This window comes from Streptomyces sp. cf386 (assembly GCF_900103585.1).
Taxonomy (GTDB): domain Bacteria; phylum Actinomycetota; class Actinomycetes; order Streptomycetales; family Streptomycetaceae; genus Streptomyces.
The window spans coordinates 1-20868 of the sequence record NZ_FNHV01000033.1 but is presented as its reverse complement, the minus strand read 5'-3'; the positions used below and the strand labels follow the sequence as shown (position 1 = coordinate 20868).

12 protein-coding genes are annotated in these 20868 nt (G+C 73.4%); all 12 read right to left on the bottom strand.

Features of this window, described 5'->3' with window-relative positions:
• Nucleotides 1–8 precede the first annotated feature (8 nt).
• Nucleotides 9–413: a VOC family protein gene (locus BLU79_RS44155; protein WP_093911705.1), complete on the bottom strand. Its 405-nt coding sequence runs from the start codon at nucleotides 411–413 to the stop codon at nucleotides 9–11.
• Nucleotides 410–1240 carry a phosphosulfolactate synthase gene (locus tag BLU79_RS44150; RefSeq protein WP_093911704.1) on the bottom strand — a complete coding sequence of 277 codons (831 nt, stop codon included), beginning with the start codon at nucleotides 1238–1240 and terminating at the stop codon, nucleotides 410–412. Before BLU79_RS44150 ends, BLU79_RS44155 begins: the two co-directional genes overlap by 4 nt.
• Nucleotides 1241–1274: 34 nt before the next feature.
• Entirely contained in the window at nucleotides 1275–2642 is a 1368-nt protein-coding gene (locus BLU79_RS44145; protein ID WP_093911703.1) for an AMP-binding protein, read from the bottom strand.
• Between the two features lie 9 nt (nucleotides 2643–2651).
• Nucleotides 2652–2930: a phosphopantetheine-binding protein gene (locus BLU79_RS44140; protein WP_093911702.1), complete on the bottom strand. Its 279-nt coding sequence runs from the start codon at nucleotides 2928–2930 to the stop codon at nucleotides 2652–2654.
• The gene (locus tag BLU79_RS44135) at nucleotides 2930–3196 is read right to left on the bottom strand and encodes a ferredoxin (RefSeq protein ID WP_093911701.1); all 267 of its coding nucleotides are present in this window, start codon (nucleotides 3194–3196) and stop codon (nucleotides 2930–2932) included. The genes BLU79_RS44140 and BLU79_RS44135 overlap by 1 nt, the downstream gene beginning before the upstream one ends.
• 15 nt (nucleotides 3197–3211) lie before the next feature.
• Nucleotides 3212–4474 carry a cytochrome P450 gene (locus BLU79_RS44130; protein WP_093911700.1) on the bottom strand — a complete coding sequence of 421 codons (1263 nt, stop codon included), beginning with the start codon at nucleotides 4472–4474 and terminating at the stop codon, nucleotides 3212–3214.
• 23 nt (nucleotides 4475–4497) lie between these two features.
• Nucleotides 4498–5667, bottom strand: a complete 1170-nt coding sequence (locus tag BLU79_RS44125; protein WP_093911699.1) for a cytochrome P450 — start codon at nucleotides 5665–5667, stop codon at nucleotides 4498–4500.
• A 12-nt stretch (nucleotides 5668–5679) separates the two neighbouring features.
• The gene (locus BLU79_RS44120) at nucleotides 5680–7197 is read right to left on the bottom strand and encodes a tryptophan 7-halogenase (protein WP_093911698.1); all 1518 of its coding nucleotides are present in this window, start codon (nucleotides 7195–7197) and stop codon (nucleotides 5680–5682) included.
• 46 nt (nucleotides 7198–7243) lie between these two features.
• Nucleotides 7244–8605 carry a cation:proton antiporter gene (locus BLU79_RS44115; protein ID WP_093911697.1) on the bottom strand — a complete coding sequence of 454 codons (1362 nt, stop codon included), beginning with the start codon at nucleotides 8603–8605 and terminating at the stop codon, nucleotides 7244–7246.
• 12 nt (nucleotides 8606–8617) lie between these two features.
• Nucleotides 8618–8845 (bottom strand): MbtH family protein, encoded by a 228-nt coding sequence (locus BLU79_RS44110; protein ID WP_093911696.1) that lies wholly within the window; start codon nucleotides 8843–8845, stop codon nucleotides 8618–8620.
• Between the two features lie 5 nt (nucleotides 8846–8850).
• A complete protein-coding gene (locus BLU79_RS44105) occupies nucleotides 8851–15330 on the bottom strand; it encodes an amino acid adenylation domain-containing protein (RefSeq protein ID WP_093911695.1) in 6480 nt (2159 codons plus the stop codon).
• Between the two features lie 33 nt (nucleotides 15331–15363).
• Nucleotides 15364–20868 (bottom strand): non-ribosomal peptide synthetase (locus tag BLU79_RS44100; RefSeq protein WP_143052586.1); only part of this gene is annotated, 5505 nt, incomplete at its 5' end.

The window sequence follows — 20868 nt, the reverse complement described above, 5'->3', positions numbered from 1 at the left end:
AACCGCGGTCAGTACATCATCCGCGGGTCGGTGTAGTGCTTGAACTCCAGGAGGTTGCCGGTCGGGTCGATCAGGACCAGCGTGCGGTGCTCCTCGACCGTTCCCTGGAACCGGGACCGCACCTCCTGGAAGACCGGCACCTTCCGTACCTCGACCAGACGCAGCAGCGACTCGAAGTCGGCGGGCGCCCGGAACGTCACCCCGAAATGCCGTGGGTACAGCTGCGGTCGGGCCGCGACGGGTTCGTCCGGTGAGTGATGGCAGACGAGTTGGTCGCCGAAGAAGTCGAATGTGACACGGTCGGCATAGCGGCGGGCGATCGGGCAGCCGAGCAGCCGATTGTAGAACCGTGCGGCGGCGTCCAGGTCGTTGGCCGGTACGGCGATGTGAAACGCGTCCGCGGAATTCCTCACGAGGTCACTCCGAATTCTCGGGATTCCTCGGTGTCCAGCAGCGTGTCGGCGCGCAGGCCGAGCCGCAGTGTCTCCACTGCGATGATGTCGGACAGGGCGATGTTGCCGAGATTGACGTCGCCGCCGACCCGTTTCACGAAATACGTCTGGAGTTTTTTCGTGGGCGCCTCGAAGATGAGCAGATCGGTGGGCAGTCCGGCGTCGAGCACGTCCTCGACGAGTCCGAACCGCAGCTCTCCGTCGGCCCGGCAGATGCCGCTGGTGCCGCTCTCGCGCGCCTCCAGGATCACCGAGCGTGCCCCCGCGTCCAGGTCGCGCCGTATCCCGGCGATCCACTGGCTCGGCGCGAACAGTTCGGAGCGGTGCGGGTCCTTGAACCCCACTTCGGAGATCACCTCGAAGTCCGCGGCGAGCCGGGTGATGTACCGGCTCTTGTCTTCCGGGGCGAGGTCGATGGTGCCGTCGGACACCTCCACGCGGTCGCATCCGTGTTCCAGACACAGGCCGCGGTAGTCCTCGAACCGGCCTCGCAGCACGTACTTCTCGAAGAGGGTGCCGCCGAACATGTAGGAGATGCCGTGCTGCCGCAGCACCTCCGTCTTGTGTTTGATGCCGGTGGTGACGAGCGCCGTCCCCCAGCCGAACTTGACCAGGTCGATGAGGTCTCCGGCGCTGTCGACGACGTCCTCGAACCAGCGCAGCGGTGCTCCGGGGTCGATGACCATGGTGCGCCCGCGGGTGCGGGGCTTGGGTTCGCGTGCCGGCAGCTCCAGCGGACGGTGAGCGGCCGGCGGCGTACAGGAACGCGGCGTGAAGGACTGCGGCATGATCTGCCAACTCCCTTGATCGGTAGGGGACTTATCAGGATCGGAACTCCGCCGCGAGCAGGCTCTTGGACACCTTTCCCAGAGCGGTGCGCGGCAGGGCCGGCACCTCGTGGATCTCCTGCGGCAGCTTGTACGGGGCGAGGCGGGCGGCAAGGAACGAGATGAGGCCGGCGCGGTCGGGGTCGTCCGCCACGATCCAGGCGGCGACGCGCTGCCCGAGCCGGTCGTCGGGCACACCGATCACCGCCGCCTCCACGACGGCCGGGTGGGCGAGGAGCGCGTCCTCGACCTCGCCCGCGCCGATCCGGTAGCCGCCGCTCTTGATCAGGTCGGTGTCCTTGCGGCCGAGCAGCCGCAGCGATCCGTCCGGCAGCCACTCGCCGAGGTCTCCGGTGCCGAACCAGCCGTCGTCGTCGACGGCGGGGCCGCGCCCCAGATAGCCGGAGAACAGCCCGCTGCCACGCACCTGGACCTCACCGCCGATACCTGCCCCGTCCGCCCTGTCCGTCCTGTCCGTCCCGTCCTCGTTGTGCAGCCGCACCCGCATCCCCGGGACCGGGAGTCCCACCGAGCCGGTCGGCCGGTCCGTGCGCAGGTCCGCCGGTCGGGGGGAGGCGATGACGAGGGTCTCCGTCATGGCGTACCGGTTGAGGATCCGGTGCCCGGAGTGCCGTAGTACGCGCTCGGCGACCGCGCCGGGCAGGCGGTCCGCGCCGGACACCAGCAGCCGCGCCGACCGCAGTTGTGTCAGGTCGGCCGCGCCCATGGACCCCCACAGGGCCGGCACTCCGAAGTAGACCGTGGCGTGCGGTACGGGGGTGAGGTAGCGGCCGGTGTGTACGAGCGGGGAGCCGATGCGCAGAGGGCCGAGGGAGCCGAAGACGAGGCCGTGCACATGGGACAGCGGCAGGGCATGGGCGAGGACGTCGTCCGGGGTCCACTCCCACAGTGCGGCGAGGGCGTCGAGGCTCGCGGCGATCGCGCGGCGCGGGACGACGACGCCCTTGGGCGGTCCGGTGGAGCCGGACGTGTACAGGATGAGCGCGGGTGTCTCGTCGGGGGATGGCTCGGGTGGCGGCGCTGCGCGGCCGGTGAGGGCGGGCTCGTCCAGGACGAGGTCGACCCCGGAGTCGCGCAGGATGTGCGCGCGTTCGTGCGCGCCGGCCGCCGGGTGCAGCGGGACCGCGGTGGCCCCGGCGGTCAGGACGCCGGCGACGGCCACGACGGTGGCGACGCTCGGGTGTGCCACGACCGCCACCCTGCGGGCGCCGGCCACGGAACGGGCCAGCGCGCCTACGGCGCCCGTCAGTTCGTCTCCTTCGAGGCGCTGCCCGGCCACGTCGATGCGGGCCCGTCCTTCCCGCAGGGCCGGCAGCAGTGCCGGTGGGTGCTCCGCCCGCATGCCCGCGCCCTACTCGGCGGGGTCGGTGACGAGGGCCGCGACCGCCGCGACGAACTCACCGAGCGTCGGGTTCTCCCAGATGTCGCGCACGCCGCCCAGTTCCACCTGGTACGTCTGCTCGACCGTGGTCATCACGTGCAGGGCCGCCAGTGAATGGCCGCCGAGTGCGAAGAAGTCGTCCCCGTCGGCCACTTCGGGCACCTGCAGGGCCTCGCACCACAGGGGCGCCACGACGTCTCGTACCGCCGTCCGGGTCGCCTCCGTCGTACTCACGGCGCTTTGCTCCATCACTCCTCCTCCAGGTCGTGGCCCGGTCGGTCGGGCTCGTGCAGGGTGATCGCGCCGGACGGGCAGCGGTCCGCGGCCGCCCGCACCGCCGGCACCAGGCCGGCCCGGGGTGCCGGGTCGACGAGCAGGACCCTGCCGTCCCGGTCCGACTGGTCGAAGACGGCGGGGAGATGGGCCAGGCACTGGCCGGAGGCCACGCACCGGTTGCGGTCGACCTCGACGCGCGGCCCCACCGTCCGGGTCCCCGTCTCGCTGATGTCCCTCATCTCACTCATCTCCTCTCACCAGGTGACCGGCAGACGGTCCACGCCGTGGGCCAGGGCGTGCACCCTGAACGGGACGGTGGCCGCGGGCTCGGCGAGCCGGAGCCCCGGGAAGCGTCCGAACAGGGCCGGGTAGCAGACGCCGAGCAGCATGCGGGCGAGGGGCGCGCCCAGGCAGTGGTGGATGCCGTGCCCGAAGGCGACGTGGGCGGTGGGCTCGCGGGTGATGTCGAAGCGGTCGGGATCCGGCAGCAGGGCGGGGTCCCGGTTGGCCATCGGCAGGGAGCAGAGGACGTACTCGCCCTCCTTGATGAGCTGTCCGCCGACGGTGACGTCCGTGCGGGCGATGCGGGGAGTCGGCGCGTGCGGCACGGTGAGGTGGCGGAGCAGTTCGTCGACCGCGCGGTCGACCGCGCCGGGGTCGTCGCGTACGGCCGCCAGCTGGTCGGGGTGTTCGAGGAGCAGCAGGGTGCCGAGGCCCAGCATGCCGGAGAGGTTGTCGAGGCTCGCCAGCACCAACAGGACACATACGCCGCGCAGTTCCTTGTCGGTGATCTCGTCGCCGTGTTCGCGCACCAGCATGCCGAGGAAGCCGTCGTCCGGGTCGCGGCGCTGCCGTGCCACCATCGCGGCGACGTACCGGGAGAGCAGTTCCCCCACCGCGGCGCGCCGGCCGCGGCCCTGGCCGGCGGCGAGGAAGCCGTGGCAGCGGTGCAGGAACTCGTCGCGGTCGTCGCGGGGCACGCCGATGAGCTCGCAGAGCACGGCGCCGGGTACGGGCAGCGCGAGCGTCGGGACCAGGTCGGCGGGCGGGCCGGCCGCGGCCAGGGCGTCCAGGCGGGCACCGACGATCGTGTCGATGCGCGGCCGGAGTCTGCGGATCCGGCGGAGGGTGAACTCCGGGGTGAGGAGCTGCCGCAGCCGGGTGTGCTCGGGTGGGTCGTAGTCCATGAGCTGGCCCACCATCGGGTCGGGCCGCACCCCGGCGTCACGGCTGGTCGCGGTCCTCGACCCGAAGCGGCGGCGGGTGGAGAAGCGCACATGGTCGGCCATGACCTGGCGGACCTCGGCGTAGCCGGTGACCAGCCAGACGGACTTGCCGTCGGTGCCCGGCCCGACCTCGACGCGGGTGACGGGACCGCGGGCGGCGAGGTCGCGCAGGTCGGCGGCCGGGGCGAACCGGTCGCGGCGCGCGTAGGCGAGTGGAGGCTCGGCCGTACCGCGACCGGCCGCCCGGGACGCGGCCGGTGTGTCCGCGCCGGGCGTGGCTGCCTGGGACATGGCTCCTCCTACCGAGTGACGGGCTACCAGGTGACGGGCAGTGTTTCCACGCCGTACGGCGCCTGCGGCCGGAACTGGATCTCGTCCGGGGGGACGGCGAGCCGGAGCGCGGGGAAGCGGCGCAGCACCGCCGGATAGGCGCTGCGCAGTTCCATGCGGACGAGGGAGGCGCCGATGCAGTAGTGGATGCCGTGGCCGAGCGCCACGTGGGGGGCGGCGTCCCGGGTGATGTCGAGGTCGTCCGCGGTGCCCTCGGGTGTGCCGCGGTTGGCCGCGATCAGCGAACAGGCCACCCGGTCACCGGCCTTGATCACCTGGCCGCCGAGAGTCACGTCCTCGCGTGCGGTGCGGGGTGTCGCGGTCGGGATCACCGAGAGGTAGCGGATGAGTTCCTCGACCGCGTGGTCGGTCAACTCCGGTCGTGCGCGGAGCTGTTCGAGCTGTCCCGGGTGTTCCAGGAGGGCGAGGACGCCGAGGCCCAGCATCGCCGCCACGTTCTCGACGCCCGAGCCCATGACGAACGCGCCGAGACCGACCAGTTCCTCGTCGCTGACCTCCGCGCCGTGCTCGCGCACCACCCTGCCGAGGAGGTCGTCGCCGGGGTCGCGGCGCTTGCGCGCCACGAGCCGGCCCATGTACGCCAAGTAGGCGCCGCCCGCGGTCACTTGGGCGCGTCGACCGCGGAACGCGGGGCGGCCCACCTTGAGCAGCCGGGCCAGCTCGGCCCGGTCGTCGCGCGGCACGCCGAACAGCTCGCACATCACCAGGCCCGGCACGGACCAGGCGACGTGGCGCATGAAGTCGGCGGGCCGCCCGGCCTTCTCCAGGGAGTCGAGGCAGTCCTCCACGATCCGGTCCACGGCGGGTTCGAGGCCCCGCATCCGGCGGACGGTGAACTCAGGGGCGAGCAGCTGCCGCAGCCGGGTGTGGTCGGGCGGGTCGTACTGCACGAGGTTGCCCACCTGCGCGGGCCGCCCCGAGGTGCCGGGCAGCTGGGTGCTGAACCGTTCCGTGTCGCCCAGGACGGCACGCACCTCGTCGTGCCCGGTGACGAGCCAGCCGGTGCCGGCCGACGGGTCGTCGGTGAGGTCGGTGCGGGTCAGCGGCGCCCGTGCGCTCAGCCCGGTGAGTTCGGGCAGGGGGTCGAGGCGGTCGCGCCGGTTGTGCATCGAGAGGTCGGTCGGCCGCGCCATCAGCGCATCCCCTCACTCACCCGCGCCGTCGGCGGTGCGCGCCGCCCGGTCCGTGTCCTGCCAGAACATGCCGTCCGCGGACGGCACCAGGCCGCCGTCGAACAGGGGCGCTTCCGGTTCGGCGTCCGCGCCGAGCAGCGCCCGCATCTGGACCTGGCCGCCCTCCTGCATCACCTCGCGCACGACCGACGACTTCATCAGCGGCACCATGCTGTCGTCGGCGTCACCGGCGAGCGTGCCGACCGCGTCGGCGAACTCCGCGGAGCCCGCCGCGAGGCGCTTGGCGACGACGTCGGCGTCGGTGAGGACCTGATCGCCCGAGGAGACCCCGCCGATCAGCTCGACGAAGGACTGCAGCTCGGGCCGGTCGGTACGGGTGACCTTCTTGGCCTGCCAGAAGTAGGAGTCCTCGTCGTGGTGCATCTCGTAGAAGGAGAGCAGGAACTCGTAGAAGACGCCGTACTCACGCCGGTAGCGGGCCTCGAACTCCCGCATGGCGCGGGGCTCTTCGACTCGTCCGGCGAGCACGCTGTTGATGGAGCGGGCCGCGAGCAGCGAGCTGTACGTCGCGAGGTGGACGCCGGAGGAGAACACCGGGTCGACGAAGCAGGCGGCGTCGCCGACCAGGACCATGCCGGGGCGGGAGAACGTCGTGTGGTGGTACGAGTAGTCCTTGCGGACCCGGAGTTCGCCGTACGGTCCGCTCGTCACGCGTCGGGCGTCCGCGAGGTACTCGCCGATGAGGGGGCACTCGTCGACCAGGGCCATGAGCGCCTTGTGCCGGTCCCCCTGGATCTTCTCCGCCATCTCGCGCCGGACGACGGCGCCGACGCTGGTCAGGGTGTCGCTGAGGGGGATGTACCAGAACCAGCCGCTCGGGAACGCGACGGACAGGATGTTGCCGGAGTTGGGTGCGGGCAGCCGCTTGCCGCCCTCGAAGTAGCCGTACAGGGCGAGGCTGCGGAAGAACTCCGAGTACTCGCGGGTGCCGCCCACCCGCTGGTAGACGCGGCTCTTGTTGCCGGAGGCGTCCACGACGAACGAGGCGAGGGCCCGGCGTTCGGCTCCGTCGGCGTCGGTGTACCGCACCCCGCGGACCCGCTCGTCGTCGGCGATCACGTCGACGACGGCACAGCCCTCGCGGACGTCGGCGCCCACACGGCGGGCGTTGTTCAGCAGGATCTCGTCGAAGCGGGACCGCTCCACCTGGTACGCGTAGGACGTCGGCCCGGACATGCGCGGGGAGACGGAGAAGGAGAAGGTCCACGGCTCCGGGTTGGCGCCCCAGCGGAAGGTGCCGCCGCGCTTGCGCGGGAAGCCCGCCTCGGCCAGCTCGTCCGCGACCCCGGTCATCCGCAGCACGCCGTGCACGGTGGACGGCAGCAGCGACTCGCCGATCTGGTGGCGCGGGAAGAACTCCTTCTCCAGGACCAGCACCCGGTGGCCCTGCATGGCCACGAGTGCGGCCAGGGTCGATCCGGCGGGACCTCCGCCGACGACCACGACGTCGAATTCCTCGGATTCCGGCAACGTACATCCCCCTTCAGGTTTGTTCGTGTTTTCCCGCACCGGGGAATCACCCCTCCCGGCCGTGGAATTCCGACTTCTCGGTCGAGTCTCGTAATGACGACGTACGACCGTCAAGCGTGTCCAATTCCGGTGCACCGCCGGCCGTTACCGGTTTTCCCACGGGCCCGGCACGCAGGCGCCTTCCGCGCTCGACGAGCGAGATCAGCGGCCCCGTCATGAACGTGGTCACCAGCGCCATCAGAACGAGAATGGTGAAGAGTTCCTCGCCGATGATCCCGGCGTCCAGGGCGACGTTGAGGACGATCAGTTCCGTCAGGCCGCGGGTGTTCACCAGGGCCGCCACGAGCGCCGACCCGTGCGGGTCCATGCCGCTGATCCGTGCCGCGCCGTAGGCGGGCAGGAGCTTGCCGAAGGTGGCCACGGCGAGGACGAGGAACAGCAGGCCGGCACCGGCGCCGTCGACGGAGCCGATGTCGAAGGACAGGCCCGTCGTCACGAAGAACAGCGGCAGCAGCAGCCCGGCGCTCTCCTCCATGGGACGGAGCACGTCGGCGTCCGGCACACCGTTTCTGCGGGGCATCGCGATACCGGCGAGCAGGCCGCCGAAGACGGCGTGCAGACCGAGCTCCGCGGTGACCCAGCCGCTGCCGAGGGCGAGGGCCAGGGCGAGCGTGCGCTGGTTGGCCTGCAACGCGCCCGACCGTTCCAGCCACCGTGCCAGCAGGGGGCGTACGACGAGGAACAGCCCCGCCACGAACACCACGCTCAGCAGCAGCGTCATCGGCCAGGCGGGCCCGGTCGCGTGCCCGGTGCCGACCAGCGCGACGGCGAGCACCAGCCAGGCCACCACGTCCATGAGTCCGGCGGCGGCGGTGGCCACGCTGCCCGCCGGGGTGCCCGCGAGGCCACGCTCACGGACGATCGCGGCGAGTACGGGGAGCGCGGTGACGGACAGGGCGACCGCCATGAACATCCAGAACGGCCGTCCGTCCGCACCGTCCGCGCCGTCGGGCCGGACCGCCGCGAACAGCCCGGGGAAGCCGCCCGCGAGCCCCGCCCCGATGCCCGCGGGCACCAGGAACGCGCACAGCGCCACCGTCGTCGAGGCTCTGCCGCCCCGGCGCAGCTGCCGCGGGTCCATCTCGTACCCCACGACGAACATGAACAGCACGACGGCGACCTGGGAGAGCACCGTCAGGAACGGCAGTACCTCGGCCGGGAAGAGACGGTCCGTCGGGTTGCCGGGCAGTCGCCCGAGCAGGGTCGGCCCGAGCGCGATCCCGGCGATGATCTGCCCGATGACCTCGGGCTGGCCGCAGCGCCGGGCCAGACCGCCGAGGAGCCGCGAGGCGACGACGATGAGGGCGACGTCGCCGATGGCGATGGCCGCGATGGATTCGGTGTTCATCCGCGCCCCGCGCTACGGCGTGGAGCTCTCGGCCCGGCTCATTTCGTCCACCAGGCTCTTGGGGCGCATGTCCGTCCAGTTCTCCTCGATGAAGTCAAGGCATTCCTGACGGGCGGCCTCACCGTGCGCGACGGTCCAGCCCTCGGGTATTTCCGCGAAATTCGGCCAGAGCGAGTACTGGCCCTCTTCGTTCACCAGGACGACGAAGGTGCCGTTCTCGTTGTCGAAGGGATTGGTCATTTTCCTCAGTCCTTCCGGGGTTCTTCGGTGGCGAGTTTTTCGGTGACCCTGCGCATGATCTGCGCCAAGGGGCCGGGCTGGAGCATGTCGTAATGGCTGACGGCGATTTCGTGCGACTCGATCCGCCCGCCGACGTAGGGCCGCCACGCGGCGGTCGCCTCCGTCACCGGCAGATCGGCGGGCCGGTCCTCGGTGGCGACGAAGAGCAGCAGGTCGCCGCCGAAGGTCCGCGGGGTGTGGTCGGGCGTGAAGCCGGCCATGTTCCGCAGCACCTTCTCCAGGTTGGCCAGGGACTGCTCGCTCAGGCCGGTCGAGCGGTAGAGGTCGGCGATGCCGCCCTCGTCCTGCCGCAGCACGGCGTAGCCGTCCGCCGGTCCGCCCTCCTCGCCGCGCATCCGGGACTGGGCGGAACTCGTGGGGTAGGCGTCGAGCAGCGCGAGCAGCGCCACCTGTTCGCCCAGTTCCTCCAGGCGGGCCGCCACGGCCTGGGCGAGGGTGCCGCCGATGGACCAGCCGAGCAGGTGGTAGGGGCCGGAGGGCTGCGCGGCACGGATCTCGTCCGCGTAGTCGGCGGCCATCTCCTCGATGCTGCCCGGCAGCGACTCGGGACGGGCCAGACCGCGCGCCTGGATGCCGTACACGGGCACGTCGCCGGGGAGGTACGGCAGGAGCGCGGCGTATCCCCAGCTCAGCCCCATGCCGGGGTGCACGCAGAACAGGGGCGGGCGGCTGCCCTCGGGGCGCAGCGGCAGCAGGACGTTCAGGTCGCCGCCTCCCACGCCGGTACGGCGGCCCGCGCGTCCGCGTCGGGTGGCGGGGTCGGTACCGGCCCGCACGGTGAGCCCGCCTGTCGCGTCCCGTCGCGCCCGGTACCCGGTGCGGAACATCCGCTCGCCGACGGGGCCGAACGGGCAGGCGACGAACCGCTCACCGGTCGTGCCGGGGAGGCCGAGGTAGCCGCGGGCCAGTGAGGCGCCCGCCAGGTACAGGTCACCGAGGGCCCCCGGGGGCACCGGTCGCAGGAAGTCGTCCAGCACGTAGGCGCGGGTGTTGGCCACCTGGCGTCCCGGGGAGGGCTGTTCGCCGGTAGCGACCGTCGCGGTGGCGGCGTCGCGCTCCGACCGGGCTCCGCCTTCGTGCTCCAGCCAGGTGCCGCCCGTCTCCGCGGCGCTGTGTCCGGCGGGGAGCGGTGTCGCCTGCGCCGTGCCCAGGGTCACCTGGCCTCCCGAGCACAGGGTCGTGAGCAGCGGGGTCAGGAGGTCCGCGGCCGGGGCGCGGCTGTCCAGTCGTAGCGGTTCGTCGGTCTGCGTCGTGCGCGCACGGTGCGCGAGCTGGTTGACCAGCGCGCGGTGGGAGACGACCGCCACGGCAGCGGGGTGTGCCGCGCTGTCGAGCAGCACGGCGGGGTGGTCGGGGCGCGGGCGCGGCAACACATCGCCTGCGCCGACTTGTCCCCGACTCCCCTGCGCGACAAGGGAGTCGGGCCCGTCCGCGGGCGGCCGATCCGAGTCCGTCGTCCCGCCCGTCACCGGGTCGTCCAGCAGGACGACGGGGACGCCGTGGTCGGCCGGTACGGGCCCGGCGGCATCGCACAGCAGGACTGCGGGCCGGTTCCGGTCGTCGCCCTCCCAGGGCCGGGACGGATCGACGAAGCGGCAGGCGGCCCCCGACTTCAGCACGCCGAGCAGCGCGATCACCAGCATCAGGGTCGGCGGTGTCGTCACGACGACGACGCGCTCGGGGCCCGCGCCGGCCGCCACCAGACGCCGGGCCACCTCGTCGGAGGCGGCGTCCAGCGTCTCGTACGTCATGGACGCCTCGTACATGCCGGGGATCCGCTGGTCGAGGACGGCCACGGCGGCCGGGGTGCGCGAGGCCTGCGCGGCGAACAGCTCCACCGTGGTGGCGTCGGGGAGCGGCGTCTCGGTGGCGTTGCCGAGGTCCACCGCCCGTCGGCGCTCGTCCTCGTCCAGGAAGACGTCCAGCCCGCTCAGCCGCAGCTGCGGGTCGGCGGCGGCCTGTTCCAGGAGTCGGGTGAGCCGGTGCGCGAACGCCGTGACGGTGGGTTCGTCGAACAGGTCGGCGGCGTAGCGGACCTGGCCGTCGATGCCTCCGAAGTCACCGTCGGACAAATAGCGTTCGGCGAGATCGAGCGAGAGGTCGGTCTCGGTGGCCTGCGGGCCCGTCTCCAGGCGGAGGGTGCGGATCCCGGGCAGCTCCCAGGGGTCCCAGGCGTCGGCGATGTCGTCGCGGACGTCGAGCATGACCTGGAAGACCGGGTGGCGGGCCAGCGAGGGCGGCAGGCCGAGGACGTCCACCAGCCGCTCGAAGGGGACGTCCCGGTGCGCTGCCGCTTCCTGGTACGTCTCCCGGGCCCTGGCGAGCAGGTCCGTGAAGGTGGGGTCGCCGGAGGCGTCGCCGCGCAGGGCGAGGGGGCCGGCGAAGGGGCCGACGACACCTTCGAGGGCGGGGTCGTCGCGGCGTGGGATCAGCGTGCCGAGGGTGATGTCGTCGCCGGCGCCGAGCCTGGCGAGCAGGGCCACGAGCGCGCTGTGCACCACGGTGAACGGCGTCGCGTCGACGGATTCGGCCAGGTCGGTGAGGCGGGCGTGAAGGTCAGCGTCGAGGCGCAGCGGTACGGCACCCGTCCGGTGGGAGGCGACCTGGGGGCGCGGCCGGTCGGCGGGCAGGGCGAGTTCGGAGTCGATGCCGGCGAGGGTGCCCTTCCAGTAGTCGAGCTGGTCGCCCGCCAGGCTCTCCCTGGCCTGCTCGCCCCGGAGCAACTCCCGCTCCCACCGGGCGTAGTCGGCGAACTGCGCGGGCAGCGGCGCCCGTTCGGGCATACGGCCCTCACGACGGGCGGTGTAGGCGGTGGCCAGGTCGCGCAGCAGGATGTCGACGGAGGCGTCGTCGGCCGCGATCCGGTGCACGACCAGGAGCAGTACGTGATCGGTTTCGGAGAGGGCGAACAGGTGCCGGGTCCAGGGGGTGTCGCGGGAGAGGTCGAAGGGGTGGCGGGCACGTTCGGTGAGGACGTCGGCGAGCTCGTCCTCCTCCACCGGCTCCTCGGCCAGGAGATCGGTGGTCAGGGGGCCGTTGGTGAGGGCCTCCTCGACGGGCAGAATCCGCTGGTGCAGCTCTGCCCCACGGGTGCCGGGGAAGACCGTGCGCAGGACGGCGTGGCGGGCGGCGAGGTCCGTGAGGGCCGCCCGCAGCGCCTGCTTGTCCAGTTCGCCGGTGAGCCGCAGGGCCACCGGGATGCGGTCCACGCCCGCCTGCTCGTCGAGCCTGGACGTCAGCCAGGTCTGCAACTGCCCAGCCGTGACGGGGACTTCCGCCTCGTCCGCCGGGGGCCCCGCGGCGCCGAGGACCGGGCGGGCACGGGTGGCGAGGAGGCGGGCGACGCCGGCGGGTGTGGGCGAGCCGAAGAACTGCCGGATGGGCAGTTCGGCGTCGAACTCCTCACGGATCCGGCCGGCGAGCCGCATCGCGAGGCCGGAGTCCCCGCCCAGCTCGAAGAAGTTGTCGTCGGAGCCGACGCGTTCCAGGTCGAGCACCTCGGCGAAGAGACGGCAGAGCTTCTCCTCGGCCCCCGTGCGCGGCCCGCGTCCGGTGACCCGGGCTCCGAAGTCCGGGGCGGGCAGCGCCTTGCGGTCGACCTTGCCGTTGCGGGTCACGGGCAGGGCGCCCAGGGCCAGGACGGCGGCCGGAACCATGTAGTCGGGCAGGCGCCGGGCGACGTACTCACGTATCCCGTCCGGGTCCACCGTCTCCGTGGCGGCCGGGACCACATAGCCGACGAGGCGCCGGCCGCCGGGACCGTCGTCGCGGGCGACGGCCACGGCCTGGGCGACGGCGGGGTGCGCGGTCAGGGCCGCCTCGATCTCGCCGAGTTCCACCCGGAAGCCCCGGATCTTCACCTGGGCGTCCGCGCGGCCGGCGAACTCCAGCTCGCCGTCGTGCGTCCAGCGGGCCAGGTCCCCCGTGCGGTACATCCGTTCGCCGGGCAGGAACGGGCAGGCCACGAAGCGTTCCGCGGTCCGGCCGGGCGCGTTCCAGTAGCCGCGGGCCAGTGCCGCGCCCGCCAGGTACAGCTCGCCGGTTGCGCCGGGCGGCACGGGCTGGAGGAAGGCGTCGAGCACATGGGCCCGGCGGCCGGGCAGCGGACGGCCCACCGGCAGCACGGCCAGGTCCTCGTCGCCGGGCCGCAGGGTGTGCCAGGTGAAGCAGAGGGTGGTCTCCGTGGGGCCGTACAGATGCCGTACGGCCACCTCCGGGCAGGCGGCGCGCACCCGCGCCACCGCGTCGACGGGCACCACGTCCCCGCCGGTCAGGACCTCCCGCAGCCCGGTGAAGCACTCGGGAGTCTCACCGGCGAGCACCCGGAACGTGCCGGCGGTGAGGTGCAGGGTGGTGACGCCGTCGGCCACGTACCGGCGCACCTCCCGGGCGTCGACCACACCCGGTCCGGCGACGACCACGCGGGCGCCCACGGCCAGCGGCGCCCATGCCTCGAACAGGAAGGCGTCGAAGGCGTGCGGGGCGTGCAGCAGGACGGTGTCGTCCGGGCCCAGCCGCCAGCCGGGCTCGCCGACCAGCGCGGCCACGCTCCCGTGCGGGACCGCGACGCCCTTGGGCTCCCCCGTCGAGCCGGAGGTGTACATCACGTACGCCAGCTCGTGCGCGGTGACCGGGAGGGCGGCCGGGTCGGCCCCGTGCGCGAGCACGTCGGCCCGTACCGCCGGGTCGTCGAGGGCCACGACGCCCTTCGCGCCGTCCGGCACCGCGGCGCGCGTCGCACCGGTGCACAGCACCGCCGAGGCTCCGCAGTCCGCGAGGACCGCCGCCACCCGCTCGGCCGGGTTCCCGGGATCCACCGGCACCTGCACGGCCCCGGCCCGCCACAGCGCCAGCAGCGCCACCACCACGTCCGCGGACCGTTCGAGCACCACCGCGACACGGTCACCGCGCGCCACGCCCACGTCCGCCAGATACGCCGCGAGCCGTCCCGCCGACGTCCACAACTCGCCGTACGTCAGGGCCTCTTCGTCCGATACGAGTGCCACGGCGTCCGGTGCGCTCGCGACCCGCTCGGCGATCAGCTCGGGCACCGTGCGGTCCGGCGCCACGCCGGGCACGGCACTTCCCTCGGGGAGCGCCGGTTCGGTGACGCGGACGCGGCCCGTCGGCACGGTCGGGTCGGCCACCAGCTGCTCCAGGACCCCGACCAGGGAGGTCAGGACGGCCTCGGCGGCGGCCCTCTCGAAAAGGTCGGGCCGGTATTCGAGCCGGAACCGGGTGCGCTCGCCGGGGGCGACCACGAGGGTCAGCGGATAGTGCGCCGCCTCGCGGGCGAAGCCCTCCGGCCGGATGACCGGGGTGTCGGGCGCGCTGGACCGGCCCGCTCGTGCGGCGGGCTGCCGCGGGAAGTTCTCGTAGATCACGAGCGTGTCGAACATCGCGCCCGGACCGGCGAGTTGCTGGACCTCCAGCAGGCCGAGGTGCTGGTGGCCCATCAGCGCGGACTGCCGCTCCTGAAGGCCCCGCAGCAGGTCGGCGACCGGCTGGTCGCCGTCGAGCCGCACCCGTACCGGCAGGGTGTTGATGAGCAGCCCCACCATCGTCTCCACGCCGGGCAGATCCGCGGGCCGCCCGGCCGCCGTGGCGCCGAACACCACGTCCGTGCGCCCGGCCAGCCGGGCGAGGACCAGCGCCCAGGCGCCCTGCACCAGGGTGTTCACGGTCAGTTCGCGGGTGCGGGCCAGCTCGGTCAGAGCGCGGGCGAGCGGGTCCGGCAGCTCGCGGTCGACGTGGTCGGGGAAGGCGGGCAGACGGTCGGGGACGACCGGTGCGACCAGGGTCGGCTCGTCGGCCCCGGCCAGCTCCTCCCGCCATGCGGTGCGGGCCGCTTCCTTGTCCTGCTTGCCCAGCCACAGCAGATAGTCGCGGTACGACGTCGTGCGGGGCAGCCGCGAGACGTCGCCCCCGCCCGCGTACAGGGCGGCGAGTTCGCCGATCAGCACGGGTGCGGACCAGCCGTCCATGAGGATGTGGTGGCTGGTGATCACCAGGCGGTGGCGGTGCTCGGCGAGCCGGACGAGCAGGACCCGCAGCAGCGGCGCGGTCGCCAGGTCGAAGCGCTCGGCGCGTTCGCGCTCGGCGAGGCGTTCGGCGGTGGCGTCGGCCTCGGCCCCGGGCAGGTGCGACACGTCCTCGGTGCGCCACGGCAGGGTCACGGTGCGCGCGATGACCTGCACCATCTGTGCTCCGCTGACCTGCCGGAAGCAGGCGCGCAACGCGGCGTGCCGCTCCAGGAGCGCCGTCCAGGACGCACGTAACCGTGCTTCGTCCAGCGGCCCGTCGACGGCGAGAGCGGACTGCACGGTGTAGACATCGGGCCCTTGGTCGTCGAAGGCGGCGTGGAAGAGCAGGCCTTCCTGCAGCGGCGACAGCGGCCACACGTCCTCGACTGCGGATCGGGTCATCGCTTCTCTCCTCGGCAGGGTGTGGGCAGCCGGTCAGGACCGGTCGTCGTCGGTGAACCCGGCTTCGAGTTCCTCGATCTGGTTCTGCGCCAGGTCGAGGAGGGGGAAGTCGGAAGGGGTGTGCCCGCCGGCGGCGGGGCCGGCGGTGTGGGCGGCGAGGCCGCGGAGCATGTCCAGCCAGGCCTGCCCGAGCCGTCGGGCGGCGGCGTCGTCGAGCACGCCACGGGGCCAGCCGAGGGACAGGGTGAGCTCGGGTCCGTCAGCAGTGTCCACCACGACGGCGCCGGCCTCCAGCGCGTGCGTGGACGGCATGTCCGGGTCGGCGCCACCGCCGATTTCCCCGGTCAACTGCCAGTCCGCTGGGGCCCCTTGGCGGGTTCCCGCGGTGAAGCGGCCGAGGTAGTTGAAGCCGATCTGGGGTGCCGGAAGGGCGGCCAGGGTCGGTCCGGTGTCGGGGTTGAGGTGCCGCAGCAGTCCGTGGCCGAGCCCGTCGCCGGGCACCGTTCGCGTCTGCTCCTTCACCGCCTTCAGCACGGATCCGCTCGACGGGCCTCCGGTGCGGGCTTCGTCCAGGTCGACGCCGCTCAGGTCGAGGCGCACCGGGTGCGTGCGGGTGAACCAGCCCACCGTGCGGGACAGGTCCACTCCGTCGACCGGTTCCCGGCCGTGGCCCTCGACGTCGACCAGCAGGACCCGCTCGCGGTCCGCCCGGGTGGCCGCCACGGCCGCCGCGAGGCCGGCGAGCAGCACCTCGTGCACACCGCAGTGGAACAGGACGGGTGTGGTGGCGGTCAGGGTGGCCGCCTCCTGCGCGGGCACCGTCCACGAGGCGTGGCGCACGGTGGCGGCCGTATCGACCGCCGGGTCCAGCGCGCGGTCGCCGACGAGGGGTTCGGCGACGTCGAGGAGCCGCGTCCACTGCGGCAGCTCGGCGGTCCGGCCGGGTGCGACGGCCTGCTCGGCCAGCAGGGTCGCCCATCGCCGGAACGAGGTGACCGCCGGGTCGAGTTCGGGTTCCCGTCCGGCCGCGGCGGCCCGGCAGGCCTGGGCGAGATCGGGGACGAGGACCCGCCAGGACACCCCGTCGACGGCGAGGTGATGGACGACGAGCACGACGCGTCCGCTCCGCTCGGGCCCGGCGTCCACCCAGACCGCCCTGAGCATCGCGCCGGCGGCGGGATCGAGCCGCCCCACGGCCTCGCGTGCCGCACGGACCGCGAGCGCGTCGAGATCCTGCGTGGCCACGTCCCGTGCGTCGACCCTGACGACGAGTTCCTCCGCGTCCACGGACCCGGCCGCGCCGACCATGAGCCGGGCGCCCTCGGCCACCCGGGCCCGCAGCATGGCGTGCGTGGCCAGCAGGGCGCCGGTACCCGCCACGAGGACCTCGCGGGTGAGGTCCGGCGGGGCCCCGAGGACCACCCACTGCGCGAATCCGGGGCGCAGGACGTGCTCGCCGAGCTCCCGCATCACCGGGGTCCACGGCACCTCGCCGATCGCGACGTCCTCGGCGTCGGGACCTGCCGGGCCGGTCGCGTCGACGGCGACGGCGACGACGGCGAGGCGTTCGGGGGTCTTCTCCTCGAAGACCTGACGCGGCGTCACCACCAGTCCGGCCTGCCGGGCCCGGGAGGACAGCTGCATCGACGAGATGGAGTCGCCCCCCAGCTCGAAGAAGCTGTCGTCGGCCCCGACCCGGGCCAGGCCCAGGACGTCCGCGAACACCTCGCACAGGACGGTCTCGGCGGGCGTACGCGGCTCACGGCCCCCTGCCCTTCCGGCGAAGTCCGGGGCGGGCAGCGCGGCCCGGTCGAGCTTCCCGTTCGCGGTGCGGGGCAGGTCGTCGAGGGGTACGAAGGCGGTCGGCAGCATGTACTCCGGCAGGCGCGTGGCGGCGAAGTCCCGTACTGCGGAAGCTAATTCGTCGGTCCACGGCCTGCTCTGCGCGGTACGACCGGATGGCGGGGCGGCGCCGCTCTGCGCGGAACGACCCGTCTGCTCGGCGTCGCCGACCTGAGGCCCGGTACCGCCCGGCTCGGCCGCCCGCGTGACGACGTAGGCGACGAGGCGCTGTTCGCCCGGGCGGTCCTCGCGGGCCACCACCACGGCCTGCGCGACCGCCGGGTGCGCGGTCAGGACGCTCTCCACCTCCGCGGGTTCGATGCGGTGACCCCGTACCTTCACCTGACCGTCCGCACGCCCCGCGAAGACCAGTTCGCCGGTGTCGGTCCAGCAGGCGAGGTCCCCGGTGCGGTACATGCGCGCGCCGGGCGTGAACGGGCAGGCGACGAAGCGCTCGGCGGTCGGTCCGGGCCGCCCGCCGTAACCGCGGGCCAGCCCCGGGCCCGCGACGTACAGTTCGCCGACCGCTCCCGGGGGCAGCGGCTGGAGGAAGGCGTCCAGGACGTAGACACGTACGTTCGGCGGGGGGCCGCCGATGGGGACGGGATCGGCGCCGGGGGCGAGCGGTTGGCTCATCGCCGCGCACACGGTCACCTCCGTGGGGCCGTACGCGTTCACCATCCGCCGGTCGGCGGCCCACCGGTCCACCAGCGCCGGCGGGCAGGTCTCGCCGGCCACCACCAGCGTCCTGAGGGAAGCGGGCAGATGCTCCTCGGTGGCGAGCACGCTGGGGGGCACGGTGACGTGGGTCGCGCCCCACTCCCGTACGGCGTCGGCGAGCGTCACCCGCGGCGGCAGCCCGTCCTGGTCCGGCACCACGAGCGAGGCGCCGGACAGCAGGGCCATGCACAGTTCGGAGACGGCGGCGTCGAAGCCGAGCGAGGCGAACTGCAGGACCCGTGCGTCGGGTCGCACCGCGAACCGCTCGATCTGGGCCCGTGCGAGGTGGGCGAGTCCCTGGTGGGTGACGACCACACCCTTCGGGGTGCCGGTCGACCCGGAGGTGTAGATCACGTACGCGGCGTTCTCCGGGCGCAGGGTTCCGTTCCGCTCCCCGTCGTCGAGGGGACCGCCCGCGCGACGGGCCACGCCCGCGATGACGTCCGGGTCGTCCAGGACCACGATCCTTCCCCGGAACCCGTCGGGCACCGCGCGCCGGGTCCGCCGGGTGCACACCACGGCCGCCGGGTCGGCGTCCCGCACCAGGAACGCGACCCGGTCCGCCGGGTGGCCCGCGTCCACGGGGACGAAGACACCGCCCGCCATGGACACGGCCAGCACAGACACGACCATCGCCTCCGAGCGGGGCACCAGCACGGCGACCCGGACCTCCGGTCCCACGCCCGCGTCGACGAGGTAGCGGGCCAGGCGGCCGGCGGATGTCTCCAGTTCGGTGTACGTCAGGGTGTGCTCGCCGGCGCCGACGGCGTCCGGTGCGCCCGGGGCTCGCGTCGCGGAGGCGGGCACCGTGCTCGGGGCTTCCGTCGCGGACGCGGCGATCGCGGTGGTGCCGCGCGACACCAACGCCACCGCGTGCGGCGATCGCCGTACCTGACGCCGGAACAGTTCCGGCAGCGGGGCGGCCTCGACCGGCTCCCGTGTGCCGCTCCACGTCCCCACCACCAGCTCGCGCCGGGCCGGGCTCAGCACACCGACCCCCGCGACGGGGGCGTCCGGGCCCGCGGCCAGCTGTTCGAGGACGTGCCCGAGGGAGGCCGTCACCTGCTGGGCCCAGTCCTGCCCGAACACCTCGGGGCGGTAGATGAGTTCGCCGTGCAGCCGGTCCCCCGGCACCGCGATCAGGGTGAGCGGGTAGTGGCCGGTGTCCTCCGGCCTGCCGCCGGGGCGGATGGTCAGGGTGTCGGGCGAGGGCTCGGCGAGGCGGGGGCGCGGATAGTTCTCGTACACGAAGAGCGCGTCGAATACCGCGCCCGGACCGGTGAGCTGCCTGATCTCGGACATACCGATGTGCTGGTGCGCCATCAGCGCGACCTGCCGCCGCTGGAGGTCCTGGAGGAGTTCGGCGACCGTCCGGTCACCGCTGAGCGGCACGCGTACCGGCAGCGTGTTGATGAAGAGCCCGACCATGGACTCCACACGCGGCAGCTCCGCCGGCCGCCCCGCGACCGTCGCGCCGAACACCACGTCGGTCCGGCCGGCGAGTCGGGCGAGGAGCAGCGCCCAGGCGCCCTGCACCACCGTGTTCACGGTCAGGCCGCGATCGCGCGCCAACTCGGCCACCGCGCCGGTGAGTTCCTCGGTGAACTCGAAGGCCACCCGGGCCGGAACCGTGGGCACCCCGCCCTGTTCCCCGGGTGCCACGAGCGTCGGCTCGTCCACGCCCGCGAACTCGGCCCGCCAGGCCTCTCGCGCCGCCTCCTTGTCCTGCGTGCCGAGCCAGGCAAGGTACTCGCGGTACGAGGTCGCCGGGGGCAGTGCCCGTGTGGACCCGCCGGCCGCGTAGATCGCGGACATCTCTCCGATGAGCACCGGCAGGGACCAGCCGTCCGTGACGATGTGGTGGCTGGTGACGATCTGGACGTGCCGGTGCTCGCCGAGCCGGACGAGGGTCAGGCGCAGCAGCGGGGCCCGGGTCACGTCGAGACGGCGCGATCGCTCGCCCCGCACCAGCCGGTCGAGCCCGGCCTGCGCCTCGGCCTCGCCCAGCCCCGTCAAGTCGGCCTCGTGCCAGGCAAGTTCCACGTCCCCGGCGACAACCTGCACCGCCCCGCCGGAGTCCTGCTGGTGGAAGCTCGCCCGCAGGATCGGATGCCGGTGCAGTAGGGCCCGCCAGGAGGCCCGCAGCCGCTCCACGTCCAAGGGCCCGTCCAGGGCCAGGATCCGCTGCCCTTCGTAGAGGTCGGGTCCCTGGTCGTCGTAGGCCGCGTGGAACAACAGCCCCTGCTGGAGCGGCGACAGCGGCCAGACGTCCACCAGGCCGGGCACCTGGGCCTCCAGCTCCTCCACACTCCGCTGCGTCAGGGCGAGGAGGGGGAAGTCGGAGGGGGTGTGTCCGCCGACCGCCGGATCACCGGCGGCGCGATCGCCGACGGCCCGATCACCGCCGACCGGATCGCCGACGTGGGTCGCGAGACCGACGAGAGTGTCCCGCCAGATCCGGCCGAGGCCCTCCGCCGCCGTCTCGTCCAGCAGGGTCGTCGGCCAGCCGAGCGTGACGGTCAGGACCGGGCCGTCCGGGGTGTCCTGGACGGTCGCGGCGGCTTCGAGGGTGTGCAGGGCGGGCATGTCCGGGCCTGCCGAGCCGCCGATCGCGGTCTGGCCGGTCAGCTGCCAGGCCTCCACGGCGGTGGCCGACTGCCGGCCGCCGCCCGTGGTGAAGCGGCCCAGGTAGTTGAAGCCGATCTGCGCGGCGGGCAGATCGGCCAGGACGGGGCTCGTCTGCGGGTTGAGGTACCGCAGCAGTCCGTAGCCCAGGCTGTCGCCACCGGGCAGGGACCGTATCTGTTCCTTGACGCCCTTCAGCAGGGCACCGGCCGCTGGTCCACCGTCCAGGACCTCCTCCAGGTCCACGCCGGTGACCGCGAGCCGTACCGGGTGGCTGCTCGTGAACCAGCCCACCGTGCGCGACAGATCCGTACCGGCGACCGGCTCGCGACCATGCCCCTCCACGTCGAC